Below are 15,624 nucleotides of genomic sequence, written 5' to 3' on the forward strand. Positions count from 1 at the left end.
CTGAGCGCGCTCACATCTTGCAGCCGCGCGCCGGATCGGCCAGGCCCTTGGCGGCCACGCCGATCGCCTTGTTGGCCTTGCCGACCACCTGGCGCAGGTAGAAATCCTGCACCGGGTTGTGGGCGCGGCTCAAGGTGAACGGGCCGCGCGGGCTGTCGATCCGGGCCGCTTCCATCGCCTTGACCAGGCCGTCGCGGTTCTTGATGTCGCCCTTGACCGCGGTGAGCCCGGCGCCCAGCAGCTGCGCCGCGTCGTAGCCCTGCACGGCGTAGACGTCGGGCTGCAGCTTGTAGGTCTTGGCGTACTGCAGGCGGAAGGCCTGGTCGCGCTTGTTGCTCAGGTCGTCGGCATAGTGCAGCGCGGTGACGATGCCCTGGGCGGCGTCGCCCTGCGCCTCGAGCGTGCCGTCGGTCAGGAAACCCGAGGCGTAGAGCGGGATCCTGTCCTTCAGGCCGGCGGCCTGCCAGTCCTTGACGAACTTGACCGCGCCGGCGCCGGCGAAGAAGACGAACGCGACGTCGGGCTTGAGCGCCGCCACCTCGGTCAGCAGGGCCTGGAACTCGACCGTCGGGAACGCCAGGTTGAGTTCCTTCACGACCTTGCCGCCACCGCCCTCGAAGGCCTCCTTGAAGCCGCGCACGGTCTCGTCGCCGGCGGCGTATTTCCAGGTCAGCGTGACGGCGGTCTTGAACTTGCGCTCGCCGGCCACCTTGCCGATGGCGTAACCCGGCTGCCAGTTGCTGAACGAACTGCGGAAGATGTTGGGCGCGCACAGCGCGCCGGTGACGGCATCGGCGCCGGCGTTGGGCACGATCAGCAGGGTGTTGTTGTCCTTGGCGACCTTGGCCATCGCCATCGCCACGCCCGAGTGCACGCTGCCGACCATGACGTCGACCTGGTCGCGCTTGACCAGCTTGTTGGCGTTGTCGGATGCCTTGGCCGGGTCGGACTCGTCGTCGACCTTGAAGAACTCGACCTGCCGGCCACCGAGCTGGCCACCCTGTTCGTCGAGGTACTGGCGAAAGCCGTTCTCGATCGCCACGCCGAGTGCGGCGTAGGTGCCGGTGTAGGGCAGCATCAGGCCGACCTTGATCTTTTCCTGCGCGATCGTCGCACCGGCCAGCGGCAGCAGCGCGAGGGCGAGCAGGCGGCGGGCCAGGCGGGTCGGGTGTTGAGCTCGGTGGTTCATGCGGGTCTCCTTTTGTGGGCGGACGATGCATGAAAAGAGCGGGCGCAACCATCCGGGCTTGCGCCGGGGCGTGGCAGGCGGCGTCGCCGCAGTCGCGGCGCAGCCACAAAAAAAGCGGTGGGACGCTTGCGCGCCACCACCGCCGGTGTCGATGCCCGCGGCGCCGCCGAAGCGGCTGCCGCTGCGGTCACTTCTTCTCTTCGTCCTTCGGCAGGTCCTTGAAGGCGTCCATCGGATCGGGCTCCTTGGCCTCGCCGCTGCCGCCGGGGTTGTTGGCCGACTTCTCGAACATCGAGTTCGGGTCGACCTCGGGTGCCGTCTCCTGGGTCTGGAACTCGATCTGGACGTCGTCGATGTTGATCGCTTCCTTCTTGCCCAGGCCACCCGAGACCAGGTCCGGGAAGGCGATGAGCAGGCCCACCATGATGACCTGGATCACCACGAACGGCACCGCGCCCCAGTAGATCTGGCCGGTGGTGACCTTGGGGATCATCTGGCCGGTCAGGCGGTCCTTGTAGTCCTTGTTGGGCGCCACGCTGCGCAGGTAGAACAGCGCGAAGCCGAACGGCGGGTGCATGAACGAGGTCTGCATGTTGACCGCCAGCAGCACGCCGAACCAGACCAGGTCGATGCCCAGCGCCGCGGCCACCGGGCCCAGCAGCGGCACGACGATGAAGCTCAGCTCGAAGAAGTCGAGGAAGAACGCCAGCACGAAGATCAGGATGTTGACCACGATCAGGAAGCCGACCTGGCCGCCGGGCAGGCCGGTGAGCAGGTGTTCGACCCACTTCGGACCGTCGACACCCTGGAAGCTCAGGCTGAAGACCGTCGAGCCGACCAGGATGAAGACCACGAAGGTGGCCAGCTTCATGGTCGAGTCCATCGCCTGGCGCAGCAGCTTCATGTCCAGGCGACGACGGCCCAGCGCCATCAACAGGGCGCCGACGGCACCCATCGCGCCGCCTTCGGTCGGCGTGGCGATGCCCAGGAAGATCGTGCCCAGCACCAGGAAGATCAGCGCCAGCGGCGGGATCAGCACGAAGGTGACACGCTCGGCCATCTTCGACAGCAGCTTCAGGCCGATGGCCTTGTTGATCACCGACAGCAGGAATGCGACACCCACGCCGACGCACATCGACACGACGATCAGCTCGTCGGTCGGCGTGGTGTCGGGGCGGGTCTTGGCGAAGGCCACGGCCAGCGCGGTCGACAGCAGCACCAGCACGCCCAGCGAGGGCAGGCCGGAGTCGCCGTTGTCTTCACGGATGGTGCGGGCTTCTTTCGGCAGCGCCGGCACCCAGGTGGGTTTCCAGAGGCTGATCAGCGCGATGTAGCCGACGTACAGGCCGGTCAGCACGAAGCCGGGGATGAAGGCGCCCTTGTAGAGGTCACCCACGCTCTGGCCGAGCTGGTCGGCCATGATGATCAGCACCAGCGACGGCGGGATGATCTGCGCCAGCGTGCCCGAGGCGGCGATCACGCCGCTGGCGATGCGGCGGTCGTAGCCGTAGCGCAGCATGATGGGCAGCGAGATCAGGCCCATCGAGATCACCGAGGCCGCCACCACGCCGGTGGTGGCCGCAAGCATGGCGCCGACGAAGATCACCGCGTAGGCCAGGCCACCGCGGATCGGGCCGAACAGTTGGCCGATGGTGTCGAGCAGGTCTTCGGCCATGCCGGAGCGCTCGAGGATCAGTCCCATGAAGGTGAAGAACGGGATCGCCAGCAGCGTGTCGTTCTGCATGATGCCGAAGATCCGCAGCGGCAGGGCCTGGATCAGCGCGGCCGGCAGCAGGCCCAGCTCGATGCCGATGAAGCCGAACACCAGGCCGCAGGCGCCCAGCGAGAAGGCCACCGAGTAGCCCATCAGCAGGAAGACGATCAGCCCCATGAACATGATGGGGGCCATGTTGGCCGAGAGGAACTCGATCATTTCTTGGCTCCTTCAGCCGCGGCACGGATCGCTTCGGCGAGTTCTTCTTCGGCGGTCTTGGCCAGTTTCTTCTCGGTCGGATCGTCGATCAGCCCCTTCAGGAAGGCGACGCGCTTGATCAGCTCGGAGATGCCTTGCAGGCCGAGCAGCGCAAAGCCGATCGGCAGCATCGCGTACACCGGCCAGCGGATCAGGCCGCCGGCGTTGGACGACATCTCGCCGGTCAGCCAGGCCTTGACCACCAGCGGCCACGACAGGTCGATCACGACCAGCACGAGCGGGAACAGGAAGGCGACGATGCCGAAGATCTCGATCTTGATCTGCGTGCGCTTGGTGAAGCGGTGCAGGATGACGTCGATCTTGACGTGCTCCTGGCGCAGCATGGTGTAGCCCGCCGCCAGCAGGAACATCGCGGCGAACAGGTACCACTGGATTTCGAGGTAGGCGTTGGAGCTGACGTTGAAGGCCTTGCGCACCACCGCGTTGATCGCGGAAATGAGCACGGCCGCCAACACCAGCCACGACGCCCAACGGCCGATGCGCTCGCTGAGCGCATCGATCAGCTTGGACAGTTGAAGCAGGGCAGACAAGGAAAAGTCCTCCGGAGAGTGATTGAAACCATCGGGCGGCGCAGGGCAGACCGCCTGTTGCGATGGGGGCGTATGACACTCGAAAACCCTTAGAGTGCCCATCGGGTGTTACGACTACGCGGCACTACGCAAGCAAGGTTACGCAAGCGCGCCGGCCGAGGTTTTCAGCGCGGCGGATCGCCGCCCGGCGCGTCGCCGTGGGTGCGGCAGCGCTCCACCGCGTAGCGGATCAGCTCGGCCTGGCCGGCGATCTTGAGCTTGCGGCGGATGTTCTGGCGGTGGGTCTCGACGGTGCGCACGCTGAGGTCGAACTGCGCCGCGATCTGCTTGCTCGACAGCCCGCGTGCCAGGCCGTTGAGGATCTCGCTCTCGCGCTCGGACAGCAGCGGGCGCGGATCGTCGGTGCGGGCCCCCGCTGCGCGGGTGAGCTGGGTGCTGAGGTAGTTGCCACCCGCGCCGATGGCCTCGATGGCCGCGAAGATCTCGCTCGACGGGCCGTCCTTGAGCACGTAGCCACGCGCGCCCGCCTGCAGCGCCTGGTGCACGTATTCGGGGTTGTCGTACATGCTGAGCATCAGCACCGCCAGCCCCGGGTGCAGGCGCTGCAGCTCGGCGGTGAGGTGGATGCCGTTGGTGTGCTTCATGCCGATGTCCATCAGCACCAGGTCGGGTTGCAGCTCGGCCACCCGCAGCAGGGCTTCGTCGGCCTGGGCGGCTTCGCCGACCACCTCGAGGGCGGGCTGGCTGGCGAGCAGGGCGCGCACGCCCTCGCGCACCAGCGCATGGTCATCCACCAGCACGATGCGCATGGTTGCGGTCTCCTGATCCGGGGTGTTGGGCGTCGGCCGGGGTGCCGTTCTGGCGCTCGGCCGCCGCAAAGCGGCGGATGGCGGCGGTCGGCACCTGGGCGATGACGCGGGTCGAGCCGGGCTGCGATTGCACCGTGAGCTGGCCACCGATCGAGGCCATGCGCTCGCGCATGTTGCGCTGGCCGATGCCGCGGCGCGGATCGAGCTGCAGCGCCTGGGTGTCGTAGCCCACGCCGTCGTCCTGCACCGTCAGGCGCACGCCGGCGGGGCCGAAGATCAGCCGCAGGTCGACCCGGCTGGCACGGGCGTGGCGCTCGATGTTGGTCAGTGCCTCCTGCGTGATGCGGAACAGCACCGTCTTGATGTCTTCGGGCAGCGTCTGTTCGGGCCCGCGCAGGCGCATGAAAAACGCCAGTTCGGCGTGTTCGGCGAACTCCTCGCCCAGGTAGCGCAGCGCCGCGGGCAGGCCGAAGGTGTCGAGCACGGTGGGGCGCAGGCGGTGCGAGAGGGTGCGCACCTCGCTGAGCGCCTCGTCGATGCGCTCGCGCGCCTTGTCGAGCGTCGGTGGCGGGGCCTGCAGGTTGCGCTTGAGGTGGCCGATGGCGCTGTCCATCAGCAGCTTGATCGACACCAGCGTCTGGCCGGTGCCGTCGTGCAGTTCGCGCGACAGGTGGGCGCGTTCGTTCTCTTGCGACTGCACCACCTGGTGCGCCATCAGCTGCAGCTGGGCGTCGGCGGCGCGGTATTCGCTGAGGTTGAGCGCCAGCGCGCAGGCCGACAGCAGGCTGATGCCCAGCAGCGCGATGCCGGCGATCCAGGCCATGGTGGCCCAGATGTTGGCCTGGCCCTGGCGCTCGAGCTGGTCGAGCGTGACCTGGATGTCGTCGAGGTAGAGCCCGGTGCCCATCATCCAGCCCCAGCGCGGCAGGCCCACCACGTAGCCGAGCTTGGGCGCGACCTGGCGCATGCTGGGCTTGTTCCAGACGTAGCGGAAGAAACCCTGGCCCTCGCGCGCCTTGGCGATCAGCGCCTGCACGACCGGACGGCCGTCGCGGTCGCGCACGTCCCAGAGGTTGGTGCCGACCAGCTCGGGCTGCGGCGGCAGCACGATGCACAGGCCGTCGAAGTCGTAGGCGAAGAAATAGCCGTCGCCGGCACCGGAGCTGAGCGAGGCCAGGATGCGCGCGGCCTCCTGCTTGGCCGCCGCGTCGTCGCGGCCGGAGTCGTAGATCGGCCGCACCATGCTGAGCGCGAGGTCGACGTAGCCACGCAGCTCGGCCTCCTTGCTGGCCATGTAGGCCGATTCGACCAGCGCGCGCTCGCGCTGTGCCAGCTCCAGGGCCTGATGCCGCACGGCCAGCGCGATCAGCAGCAGCGACGCCACCAGCGGCAGCACCGCCAGCAGCAGGATCTTCTTGCGCAGGCGGCGCGGGCCGGTGGCGTCGGCGCCGGCTCCGGGCCGAAGCAGCGCGCTCAGATCCATCGCGTGGCGACAGGTTCAGCGCAGCGCGCTGGCGGCCACGAACAGCTTGGTCGAGCGCGCGCCGCTGCGGCAGAACGCCAGCACCGGGGTCGGCAACTCGGCCAGCAGGCGGGCGAAGGCGGCGATCTCGTCGGGGCTCTGGTAGCCGCCCGACACCGGCAGGTGGGCGTAGCGCAGGCCGGCCGCCAGCGCTGCGGCCTCGATGGCCGCGCTGGTGGGCTGGTCCGGGCCACCTTCGAAATCGGGCCGGTTGTTGACCACGCTGCGGAACCCGGCTGCAGCCACTGCGGCCATCGCGTCGGGCGTGAGTTGCGGGGCGACACAGACCTCGTCGGTCAGGCGCTGGACAGGCAGGGGGGCGTTCATCGTGGCGGGCTCGAAACGGTCGGGATGGGCGAGCTTAGCGCGGGATCAGGGCTGCAGCGCGCGCTTGACCGCGGCCGACACCAGGCCCATGTCGGCATTGCCGCTGAAGCGCTGCTTGGCCGCACCCATCACGCGGCCCATGTCGGCCGGCCCCTTGGCGCCGAGTTCGGCCACCATCGCGCGCACGGCGGCGTCGACCTCGTCGGCGCTCAGGCGGGCCGGCAGATAGCCTTCGAGCACCAGCAGCTCGGCGCTTTCCTTGGCCACCAGGTCGTCGCGGCCGGCCTGGGCGAACTGGCTGATCGAGTCCTTGCGCTGCTTGATCAGCTTGTCGACGATGGCGATCACCATCGCGTCGTCGAGCGTCACGCGCTCGTCGACTTCCTTCTGCTTGAGCGCCGACAGCAGCAGGCGGATCGTGCCCAGGCGCTCGGCCTCGCGGGCGCGCATGGCGGTCTTCATGTCTTCGGTGATGCGTTCTTTCAGGCTCATGGCAGCTTCCTCGCGGGGGATGGATCGGTTCCAGAAACAACAAAGCCCGTCACGGCGTCCCGTGCGGGCTAGGTAACACCGTCCAGGGCGCGGATCACGAAGGATCGGGCCCGGGCTCTGGCACTGGCGTCAGTACAGCTTCTTGGGCAGCTGCATCGAACGCACGCGCTTGTAGTGGCGCTTGACGGCGGCTGCCTTCTTGCGCTTGCGCTCTGCGGTGGGCTTCTCGTAGAACTCGCGTGCGCGCAGTTCGGTCAGCAGGCCCAGCTTTTCGATGGTGCGCTTGAAGCGGCGCAGGGCAACGTCAAACGGTTCGTTTTCCTTGACACGGATGGTCGTCATGAACTAAAGGATCCTTCGGTTATGCCCTCGGTGGCCGGTGGTGCGTTTCGGGGTTCCGCGCGGACTGGAACTTCGACCCCCGCAATCACCAACTCGAACAGGCTCATTGCAGCAAAGACCAAAATTATAGACCGAGTCGCAGTCCCTGCATATTCATTTGAGTAATGCGACCTTTGAAACCGCTTTGCAGCGAGGGAATCGGGAAGATATTCAAGCGGTCGCGCCCGCCATTTGCGGCTGCAGCGACTGCGCGCAGGCAAAGGCGCTCGACCAGGCCCACTGGAAGTTGTAGCCGCCCAGCCAGCCGGTCACGTCGACCGCTTCGCCGATGAAATAGAGCCCCGGCACGTGGCGGCTGGCGAGGGTCTGCGAGCTCAGGTCGCGGGTGTCGACGCCGCCGGCCATCACCTCGGCCTTTTTCCAGCCCTCGTCGCCGTTGGGCGTGATGGGCCAGGCCTGCAGACGCTGTGCGAGCTGTTGCAGGTCGCGATCGCGGCAGTCGGGCATCGGGCGGTGGGCGTCGAGGCCTGATCCGGCCAGGAAGGCATCGGCCAGGCGGGTGGGCAGATGCTGCGCCAGTTCGTTGCCGAGCTGCCGTTTCGACGTCAGCTTGGCCGCCAGCAGGGCGCCACCCAGATCGCCGCCGTGGGTCAGGTCGATGCTCAGCGCCTGGCCGGGGCGCCAGTAGCTCGAGATCTGCAGCACCGCCGGGCCGCTCAGGCCGCGGTGCGTGAACAGCAGATCCTCCTGGAACACCGTGCGCTGCTTGCCGCTGCCGGTGCTGATCTGCACCGGCAAGGCCAGGCCGGCGAGCGCCGCGTAGGGCGCCCAGGTCTGCGCGTCGAAGGTCAGCGGCACCAGCGCCGGACGCGGGGCGACGATGCGGTGGCCGCTGCGCTCGGCCAGCCGCAGGCCCCAGTCGGTGGCGCCGATCTTGGGGATCGGCAGGCCGCCGGTGGCGATGACGAGCTGGTGCGTGCGCACCGGCCCGGCGTCGGTGTCGAGTTCATGGCCGTCGGCAACATGGCGCACGGCCTGCACGCGGCACGGCTGGCGACGCACCACCGCGCCGGCTTCGCATTCGCGCAGCAGCATCGTGATGATGTCTTCGGCGCTGTGGTCGCAGAACAGCTGGCCGCGGTGCTTTTCGTGGAAGGCGATGCCGTGGCGGCGCACCAGCGCGATGAAGTCGGCGGCGCCGTAGCGCGCCAGCGCCGAGCGGCAGAAGTGCGGGTTGTCGGACAGGAAGTTGGCGGGCGCAGCCTCACGGTTGGTGAAGTTGCAGCGCCCGCCGCCGGAGATGCGGATCTTCTCGGCCAGCTTGGGGGCGTGGTCCAGCAGCAGCACGCGCAGGCCCCGCTGGCCGGCGACGCCCGCACAAAAAAGGCCGGCCGCACCTGCGCCGACCACCACCACGTCGAAATGTTCCATCGACAAATTATCGATGGCCGCGCGGGCAGGCCGGGCCCGGCCCGGCCCGGGGCGCCGTCAGACGCTCTGCCAGTCGAGGTTGCCGGTGGCGAAGATGCGCTTGAGTTCGCCCTGGCTGGCCAGTTCGTTCAGGCCGCCTTGCAGGGCGCGGGCCAGGTCGAGCGAGCCGCGCTTGACCGCCATGCCGACCGCCCAGCCGTCGCGCGGGGCGCGGGGCACCGGCAGCGGCGTGATGGCGAAGCGGCTGTCACCCTTGAGCGTCGACAGCAGCTCCGAGCGCAGGCCGCAGGCGGCCGCCACTTCGCCGCGTTGCAGCATCCTTGCGGCCTCGATGCCGTTGGGGATCTTGGTGGTCAGCTGTTCGCGCAGGGCGCCGTTGTCGTGGCCGATCATCAGCCAGCCGGCCAGCGACAGCCCCGGCACCGCGATGCGGTGGCCGGTCAGACGCGCCAGACCGTCGAGCTCGGGCACCTTGCCCAGATCGCGGGCGATCATCACGGTCTCGCGCCAGTAGGGGCCGAAGATGTTGACCTGCGGGCTGCTGTCCATCAGCGGGCGGTCGACCGGCACGTGCAGCAGCACGTCGGCCGGGCCGTAGCCGAGGTAGTGGCCTTTCCAGACCATGTTGCGCAGGTCGTCGTGCATGTCCTCGTCGGCCGTGAACGGCAGCAGCGACAGCGCCACGCCGAGCTTGTCGGCCAGCGCCTGTGCCAGGTGCACCTCGATGCCCGCGCCCTTGTCGTGGAACGGCGGCAGCTCGTTGTACAGGCCGACCACCAGCCGACCGCGCGCGCGCACCTTGGCGAGGGCGCTCGGCTCGTCGCTGCCCTCCGACTGGGCGATGGCGCTGCCGCTCAGGCCGAGGCCGAGCGCGAGTGCTGCGCTGCGGTTGAGAAAATCACGTCTGTCCATGCTTGTCCCCGATAGGCAGCCGCCTGCGACGGGCGGCCGGGTTGATTGGACGGTCTGCGCCGCCCGATCAATTTACAGCGGTTTTTTCGCGCCGGGTCTCGAGGTAGGCCTTGATCGACCAGACCGCCTCCTGGCTCAGGATGCCTTCGAACGGGGGCATGTAGACCGCGCCGTTGCGGGTCTTGCCGCGCCGCACGCTGGTGGCGTAGTAGTCGTCGATCTCCTTCACGCAGGCGGCCTTCTTGGCGGCGATCTTCACGTTGGAGCAGTCGTTGTCGAGCTTGCGCAGATCCGGCGCGATGCCGCCCGAGATCGCTTCCAGGCCGTGGCAGCGGGCGCAGTTCTGGTTGTAGGCCGAGCTGCCGATCTTGATCGCGTCCTCGTGGGCGCGGTAGGGGTTCTCGGGCCGCCAGTCGGCGCCCAGTTGCGGCAGGCTGCTGGTGTCCACCGACTGAGGGGTCACGTCACCGTGTGCCGACGCCAGGGTGCCGACGGCTGCGCAGGCCATCGCCAAGATGGCGGCCCTGAAAATGTCTCCTCGTGCCATGTCTCGTGTCTCCAAAGGTCAGTGAAAGGAAGCGGATCGTCTGCAGCACTCAACTGCAATCGCTGTGCCAAGCCTGATGGCCGGCTTGCGGGGTGCGTGCTTGCGGGTCAATCCGGGTGGCGTGCTGCGCTTTGGCGCGGCGCGGATGTGTCACAGGTTCGCGGTACGTGCTGTATCGGCCCAGGTGTTCCAATTGGTGACACATCCGGGCACGCCCCGGGTGGCGCAGTGCATCCGACCGCGCGATGCTCGCGTCCTCAATCGATCGTCGGCGTCCGTTCGCCGACATCCGACTTCCAGGAGACCTCGATGGCCACAAGTTATCTGCCGCACTCGGCCAGCAACCGCGGGCGTCAGCAAGCCGACGACGCGCGGCGGCCGATCGCCTCGGCCTTGCCGCTCGGCGAGGCGCACGTGGAGCGCATCGACGAGTCGCACGAACGCTGCCAGGCCTTCGGCCTGTCGCGCATCGAACGGCCCGATTTCTCGCCGATGGGCCGCTCCGACCTCGGCGTCGTGCGCGATCGCAACCAGCGCCTGTACGTGCATGCCGCGCCGGTGATGGAGATGCTCTACGAGCAGATCGTCAACAGCCAGAACATGGTGGTGCTGACCGATGCCACCGGCACCATCATCCACTCGATCGGCGACGACGACTTCCTCAGCCGCGCCTCCAAGGTGGCGCTGCAGCCGGGCGCCAACTGGTCGGAGTCGAGCAAGGGCACCAACGGCATCGGCACCGCGCTGATCGAGGAAACCCCCACGCTCGTGCATGCCGACGAGCACTTCCTGCATGCCAACCACTTCCTGACCTGCTCGGCCGCGCCGATCCTCGACCCGCGCGGCAACATCCTCGGCGTGCTCGACGTCTCCGGCGACCAGCGCAGCTACCACCAGCACACGATGGGGCTGGTGAAGATGTCGGCGCGCATGATCGAGAACCACTGGCTCAGCGACGACTACCGCAACGTCATGCGGCTGCATTTCCACAGCCGCGTCGAGTTCATCGGCACGCTGATGGAGGGCATCCTCGCGGTCAGCCAGGACGGCAAGCTGGTCGGCGCCAACCGCGGCGCGCTCGAGCAGCTCGGCCTGAGCGGCGCGGCGCTGCGCATGCACACGCTGACCTCGCTGTTCGGCACCACGGTGCCGGCGCTGGTCGACCGCTTCCGCTCGCCGCTGGCCGCGCCGCTGTCGGTGGAGGCCGGCAGCGGGCGCCAGTTCCACGTCTATGCTCGCTTCAGCTGGCCGGTCTGGCACAACGCCGATCCGTCGGTGCGCGACGAGCCTGTGCAGCCGGCCGTCGAGCGCAGCACCGATCGCGTGAGCGAGCGTGCCGGCGAACGCCCGGCTGCCCCGGCGCCGAGCGCCTCCGCGGCCGAGCCGCGCCAGGCCGCCGGCCAGGGCTCGCGCGAGGGCCTGGCCAGCCTGACCACCGGCGACGCGGCGGTCGGCACGCTGGTCGACAAGATCCGGCGCGTGCTCAACCGCGACATCCCGATCCTGATCCTGGGCGAGACCGGCACCGGCAAGGAGCTGCTGGCGCGCGCCATCCACCAGGATTCGGAGCGCGCCAAGCAGCCGTTCGTGGCGGTCAACTGCGCCTCGATCCCCGACACGCTGATCGAGGCCGAGCTGTTCGGCTACGAGGAGGGCGCCTTCACCGGCGCGCGCCGCAAGGGCGCGGTCGGGCGCATCGTGCAGGCCAACGGCGGCACGCTGTTCCTCGACGAGATCGGCGACATGCCGCTGGCCCTGCAGGCGCATCTGCTGCGGGTGCTGCAGGAGCGCCAGGTCACGCCGCTGGGCAGCGGCAAGGCGGTGGCGGTGGACGTGACGCTGGTCTGCGCCACCCACCGCAACCTGCGCGAGATGATCGAGCAGAAGACCTTCCGCGAGGATCTCTACTACCGCCTCAACGGCCTGGCCGTGCGGCTGCCGGCGCTGCGCGAGCGCAGCGACCTGATGGCGCTGGTCGACCGCATCCTCGAGCGCGAATGTCCGCGCCGCCGACTGCAGCTCAGCGCCGAGGTGGTCAAGCTGTTCCAGGGCTACCACTGGCCGGGCAACGTGCGCCAGCTCTTCAATGTGCTGCGCACCGCCTGCGTGATGGCCGCCGGCGACAGCCAGGTCACGCGCGATCACCTGTCCGACGACTTCATCGAGGACGCCGGCCGGGCGCTCGACTCGCGCGCCGCGGCCGCTGCGGCGGTCGCCGCCGAACCGGCCGCTGCGTTGCCGTCGGCGTACGTGGCCCCGCAGCCCGCTGCCGCGGTGCCGGCCGAGCGCTCGCCGCAGACGGGCGCGGGCGCCGCGACCGGCCGGGCCGATCCGGCGGCTTCGCGCCAGGCCGAGCCCATCGCCGGGGCGCCCGACTGGCTGGTGCCACGCCCGGTGGCTGCCGCGCCGGCGGCGGCCGACGAGCCCTCGCGCTCGCTCGAGGACATCGAGCTGCAGAGCATCCGGCTGGCAGTCGAGGCGGCCGGCGGCAACATCTCGGTGGCGGCCAAGCGGCTGGGCATCAGCCGCAACACGATCTACCGCAAGCTGCGCTGGAACACGCCGCGTTGATCGGGCGTCGTCGCATCGAAGCCGCTGTCCTCGGCCTGACGCCAGGCGCGCTGCCAGTTCAGGGCATGGCGGGGGCTGGCGGTGACGGCCGCGTCGATGCCGGCCAGGTCGGCGGGCGGATCGGTTTCAGGCCGGCCCTCGGCCTGTGCCTGTGCCACCGCGGCGGCCAGGGCGGCCCAGTAATCCCGGTGCCGGCTTGCCAGGTCTGCGTCGGCGACCGGCCCCTGTTCGGGCAGCCAGCGCAGCGTCCGGTCGGGTGGTGGGCTCAGGGCGGCTTGCAGCGCGATCAGGGCCTCGGTGGCGGCGTGCATGTCGGCGATGCGGCTGTCGCGCAGATCGGGTGCGCCGTCGTTCCACAGCACGCCGTGGGCGGTCAGGACGCCGCTGGCCGGGTGCCACCAGACGGTCACCGGCGTGTCGCTGCCGCGCGCCAGGCGCCACCACCGGAACGGCCCGAGCCGACCCTGATCGCCGTGCAGCAGCGCGTCGGGCAGGCGGATGGCGGGCTCGCCGAGGTCGGCGGCATGGCGGCCGAGCCGCAGACGCAGCCGCTCGACGCAGTGTTCGCAGCGCTGCGCCATCGCGGTGGCCACGTCGGCATGGGCCCAGCTGCGCGCGCCCGGCATGCCGGCCTGGCCCAGCACCAGCTCGGGCCGCGGCCAGGGCGAGATCACGTCGGTGGCGGCGCGGCCGAGCCGGCAGATCAGTTGCCGCTGCAGCGCGCGGCCCTGGGCGGCGCTCGGCCCCGATCCGACCAGCCAGAGCCGATCGCCATCGGCCACCACCAGCAGGTTCGAGATCTGGCCGCGGTTGGCCTCGTCGCTGTCACCGGCCGCACCCGCCAGCCACCAGACGTCGGGGCCGAGGGCTTGCAGCGCCGGCACCACGGGCCCGGCGCCGGCGCTGGCCGTGCCGCAGTGGGCGGACGTCGGGGTGTCGACGGCGGGTGTGCCGGTGGCGCATGCCGTCAGCACGGCCGCCGCGGCAAGCAGCGAGCCGATGCGGCCCGGCCAGGGGCGCGGATGTGGCGGGCCGACCGCGGTGCGGGCGGGTGTCGGAGGGGCGGATCTGGACGTCAATCGGGTGGCCTCGGGCGGCAAGGGTCGCAGCATATTCGCTGCGATCGCCGGTCGGGCAAACCCGCACAGGACAGGCTGCTCCAGCTTGGCACAGTGTCACCGCCGGCCGTCGGCGCGCGGGTCCGGCTGTTCGCGTTTTCCAGGGTTTCCGCACCGACGAGAGCGGTCAATTTGTCGGCTGGCGCCACGCCGGGCGGGCTACCGGCGGCGGCATGCCTCTTGCACCCGTGTCGAACAATGTGTGCCCACGGGGTACAGCCTGGAGAAAACGTCATGCGGGGGAAGATCGAACACGATGGAGCACGGACATGAAGGTGGTCGTGCTCAAGGGCGGTGACGAGGCCGTGCCACTGGCCCAGTGCGTGCAGTCGGGGCCGTCGCCGAGCCGCGCCGCCGGTGCGGCCGCCTTGTCGGGCGACGGGCGGCACTGGGCCCTGCTCAACGTGTCGCCGGCGGTGGCCGAGCAGCTGGCTACCGATGCTCGCCTGCTGCGCCACCACGGCCTGCCCGATGCCGCGGTGCGCACCGTCGTGCTGACCGATGCGCAGATGGACCACGTCACCGGCCTGCTGAGCCTGCGCGACGGCCCGCCGATCCACCTGTACGCCACGCCGGCGGTGTTCGAGGAACTCACCACCTCGGTGCCGGTGCTGCCGATGCTGCAGCACTACTGCGGCGTGCACTGGCACGTGATCCCGGTGGCGGGCGAGTGCCGCACGGCGGTGTTCCACGTCGAGGGCCAGCCGTCGCTGGAGTTCACCGCGGTCGCCACCGACGGCCCGTCGCCGCGCCACAGCATGCATTCGGCCGGCCCGGTGGTGGGCGAGACCATCGCGCTGGCGGTGCTCGATCTGGCCACCGGCCAGCGCTTCTTCTGCGCCAGCAGCCTGGCGAGCGCCGGCGCGATGGCGGTCGAGTGGATGCGCGAGGCCGATTGCGTGATGGTCGGCGACGAGCCCGACAGCACCCTGAGCCGCTACTCGCCCGATGCGGCCAACGACGCCTGGGCGCTGCTCGACGGCGTGCGGGCGCGCCGCAAGCTGCTGCTGGCCCACCCCGACGGCGCCGGCCCGCAGCGCCAGCCCGCGCCCAGCGTGATGGCGCGCTGGGGCCTCGAGCTGGCGTCCGACCGGATGGAGATCGAGCTGTGACGGCGCTGCACATCGCCTCGCTCACCAAGCGCTACGGCGAGCGGGCTGCGCTGTCGCAGCTCGGCCTCGACATCGGCGCCGGCCAGCTGGTGGCGCTGCTCGGGCCCAACGGCGCGGGCAAGTCGACGCTGTTCCAGGTGCTGACCGGCCTGTTCGTGGCCGACGAGGGCGAGGTCGAGGTGGCCGGCCACTCGCTGCGCCACTCGGCGGTGGCGGCGCTGCGCCACATCGGCGTGGTGTTCCAGCAGATGTCGCTCGACCTCGACCTGAGCGTCGAGCGCAACCTGCGCTTTCATGCCGACCTGCACGGCCTGCCGCGCGCGCTGGCGCGCGAACGCATCGTCAGCGGCTGTGCGGCGCTGGGCATCGTGGCCGATCTGGCGCGGCCGGTGCGCGAGCTGTCGGGTGGCAACCGCCGCAAGGTCGAGCTGGTGCGCGCGCTGCTGCACCGGCCGAAGGTGGTGCTGATGGACGAGCCCACCGTCGGCCTCGATCCCAAGTCGCGCCGCGACCTGCTGGCCGCCATCCGCGCCGACGTGGCCGAGCGTGGCAGCAGCGTGCTGTGGGCCACCCACCTGGTCGAAGAGGCCGAAGCCGCCGACCGCGTGGTGGTGCTGCACAAGGGCCGGCTGCTCGCCGACGGCACGCCGGCGGCGGTCACCGCGCAGCTGGGCGGCACGAATCTGGAAGATGCCTTCATCCGCGCCACCGCCTGAAGGCGGGGCACTT

At 69.8% G+C, this 15,624-nt stretch carries 15 protein-coding genes; 3 read left to right on the forward strand and 12 right to left on the reverse strand.

What is annotated here, in order from left to right; all coding sequences use genetic code 11:
• Positions 1-10: 10 nt before the first annotated feature.
• From LCHO_RS08905 to pedF, 11 genes are all read right to left on the reverse strand, one after another.
• Positions 11-1,189: an ABC transporter substrate-binding protein gene (locus LCHO_RS08905; protein WP_012346807.1), complete on the reverse strand. Its 1,179-nt coding sequence runs from the start codon at positions 1,187-1,189 to the stop codon at positions 11-13.
• A 187-nt stretch (positions 1,190-1,376) separates the two neighbouring features.
• A complete protein-coding gene (locus LCHO_RS08910) occupies positions 1,377-3,122 on the reverse strand; it encodes a TRAP transporter large permease (protein ID WP_012346808.1) in 1,746 nt (581 codons plus the stop codon).
• Complete coding sequence (locus LCHO_RS08915; protein ID WP_012346809.1) at positions 3,119-3,712, reverse strand: TRAP transporter small permease subunit; 594 nt, start codon at positions 3,710-3,712, stop codon at positions 3,119-3,121. The genes LCHO_RS08910 and LCHO_RS08915 overlap by 4 nt, the downstream gene beginning before the upstream one ends.
• A gap of 164 nt (positions 3,713-3,876) precedes the next feature.
• Complete coding sequence (locus tag LCHO_RS08920; protein WP_012346810.1) at positions 3,877-4,521, reverse strand: response regulator transcription factor; 645 nt, start codon at positions 4,519-4,521, stop codon at positions 3,877-3,879.
• Positions 4,499-6,004 (reverse strand): cache domain-containing protein, encoded by a 1,506-nt coding sequence (locus LCHO_RS08925; RefSeq protein ID WP_012346811.1) that lies wholly within the window; start codon positions 6,002-6,004, stop codon positions 4,499-4,501. The genes LCHO_RS08920 and LCHO_RS08925 overlap by 23 nt, the downstream gene beginning before the upstream one ends.
• 15 nt (positions 6,005-6,019) lie before the next feature.
• Positions 6,020-6,370: a protein tyrosine phosphatase family protein gene (locus LCHO_RS08930; protein WP_012346812.1), complete on the reverse strand. Its 351-nt coding sequence runs from the start codon at positions 6,368-6,370 to the stop codon at positions 6,020-6,022.
• A gap of 45 nt (positions 6,371-6,415) precedes the next feature.
• On the reverse strand, positions 6,416-6,862 hold the full coding sequence (locus tag LCHO_RS08935) for a GatB/YqeY domain-containing protein (protein ID WP_012346813.1): 447 nt from the start codon (positions 6,860-6,862) through the stop codon (positions 6,416-6,418).
• A gap of 129 nt (positions 6,863-6,991) precedes the next feature.
• Positions 6,992-7,204: a 30S ribosomal protein S21 gene (gene rpsU, locus LCHO_RS08940; protein ID WP_012346814.1), complete on the reverse strand. Its 213-nt coding sequence runs from the start codon at positions 7,202-7,204 to the stop codon at positions 6,992-6,994.
• A 210-nt stretch (positions 7,205-7,414) separates the two neighbouring features.
• Positions 7,415-8,635: a BaiN/RdsA family NAD(P)/FAD-dependent oxidoreductase gene (locus LCHO_RS08945; RefSeq protein ID WP_012346815.1), complete on the reverse strand. Its 1,221-nt coding sequence runs from the start codon at positions 8,633-8,635 to the stop codon at positions 7,415-7,417.
• 57 nt (positions 8,636-8,692) lie between these two features.
• On the reverse strand, positions 8,693-9,547 hold the full coding sequence (locus tag LCHO_RS08950) for a transporter substrate-binding domain-containing protein (protein ID WP_012346816.1): 855 nt from the start codon (positions 9,545-9,547) through the stop codon (positions 8,693-8,695).
• A gap of 67 nt (positions 9,548-9,614) precedes the next feature.
• Positions 9,615-10,055, reverse strand: a complete 441-nt coding sequence (pedF, locus tag LCHO_RS08955) for a cytochrome c-550 PedF (protein WP_223210551.1) — start codon at positions 10,053-10,055, stop codon at positions 9,615-9,617.
• Positions 10,056-10,403: 348 nt separating this feature from the next.
• Between pedF and LCHO_RS08960 the strand changes: the two genes are divergently transcribed.
• Positions 10,404-12,665 carry a sigma-54-dependent Fis family transcriptional regulator gene (locus LCHO_RS08960; RefSeq protein WP_012346818.1) on the forward strand — a complete coding sequence of 754 codons (2,262 nt, stop codon included), beginning with the start codon at positions 10,404-10,406 and terminating at the stop codon, positions 12,663-12,665.
• Here the strand turns inward: LCHO_RS08960 and LCHO_RS08965 are convergent.
• Complete coding sequence (locus tag LCHO_RS08965; RefSeq protein WP_190274844.1) at positions 12,632-13,744, reverse strand: MBL fold metallo-hydrolase; 1,113 nt, start codon at positions 13,742-13,744, stop codon at positions 12,632-12,634. The genes LCHO_RS08960 and LCHO_RS08965 overlap by 34 nt on opposite strands.
• Before the next feature lie 308 nt (positions 13,745-14,052).
• Here LCHO_RS08965 and LCHO_RS08970 point away from each other — a divergent pair, with 308 nt between their 5' ends.
• Both LCHO_RS08970 and LCHO_RS08975 read left to right on the forward strand, forming a co-directional pair.
• Positions 14,053-14,895, forward strand: coding sequence for an MBL fold metallo-hydrolase (locus LCHO_RS08970; protein ID WP_012346820.1), 843 nt, complete (start codon positions 14,053-14,055; stop codon positions 14,893-14,895).
• Positions 14,892-15,611, forward strand: a complete 720-nt coding sequence (locus LCHO_RS08975; protein WP_012346821.1) for an ABC transporter ATP-binding protein — start codon at positions 14,892-14,894, stop codon at positions 15,609-15,611. The genes LCHO_RS08970 and LCHO_RS08975 overlap by 4 nt, the downstream gene beginning before the upstream one ends.
• Positions 15,612-15,624: the final 13 nt, after the last annotated feature.

Origin of the sequence: Leptothrix cholodnii SP-6 (assembly GCF_000019785.1) — a bacterium.
Lineage (GTDB): Bacteria > Pseudomonadota > Gammaproteobacteria > Burkholderiales > Burkholderiaceae_C > Sphaerotilus > Sphaerotilus cholodnii.

Excerpts from the sequence above, each read along its gene's own strand:
- LCHO_RS08905 (WP_012346807.1), bottom strand. The coding sequence starts at position 1,189 with ATGAACCACCGAGCTCAACACCCGACCCGCCTGGCCCGCCGCCTGCTC.
- LCHO_RS08910 (WP_012346808.1), bottom strand. The coding sequence starts at position 3,122 with ATGATCGAGTTCCTCTCGGCCAACATGGCCCCCATCATGTTCATGGGG.
- LCHO_RS08920 (WP_012346810.1), bottom strand. The coding sequence starts at position 4,521 with ATGCGCATCGTGCTGGTGGATGACCATGCGCTGGTGCGCGAGGGCGTG.
- LCHO_RS08925 (WP_012346811.1), bottom strand. The coding sequence starts at position 6,004 with ATGGATCTGAGCGCGCTGCTTCGGCCCGGAGCCGGCGCCGACGCCACC.
- LCHO_RS08930 (WP_012346812.1), bottom strand. The coding sequence starts at position 6,370 with ATGAACGCCCCCCTGCCTGTCCAGCGCCTGACCGACGAGGTCTGTGTC.
- LCHO_RS08935 (WP_012346813.1), bottom strand. The coding sequence starts at position 6,862 with ATGAGCCTGAAAGAACGCATCACCGAAGACATGAAGACCGCCATGCGC.
- rpsU (WP_012346814.1), bottom strand. The coding sequence starts at position 7,204 with ATGACGACCATCCGTGTCAAGGAAAACGAACCGTTTGACGTTGCCCTG.
- LCHO_RS08945 (WP_012346815.1), bottom strand. The coding sequence starts at position 8,635 with ATGGAACATTTCGACGTGGTGGTGGTCGGCGCAGGTGCGGCCGGCCTT.
- LCHO_RS08950 (WP_012346816.1), bottom strand. The coding sequence starts at position 9,547 with ATGGACAGACGTGATTTTCTCAACCGCAGCGCAGCACTCGCGCTCGGC.
- pedF (WP_223210551.1), bottom strand. The coding sequence starts at position 10,055 with ATGGCCTGCGCAGCCGTCGGCACCCTGGCGTCGGCACACGGTGACGTG.
- LCHO_RS08960 (WP_012346818.1), top strand. The coding sequence starts at position 10,404 with ATGGCCACAAGTTATCTGCCGCACTCGGCCAGCAACCGCGGGCGTCAG.
- LCHO_RS08970 (WP_012346820.1), top strand. The coding sequence starts at position 14,053 with ATGAAGGTGGTCGTGCTCAAGGGCGGTGACGAGGCCGTGCCACTGGCC.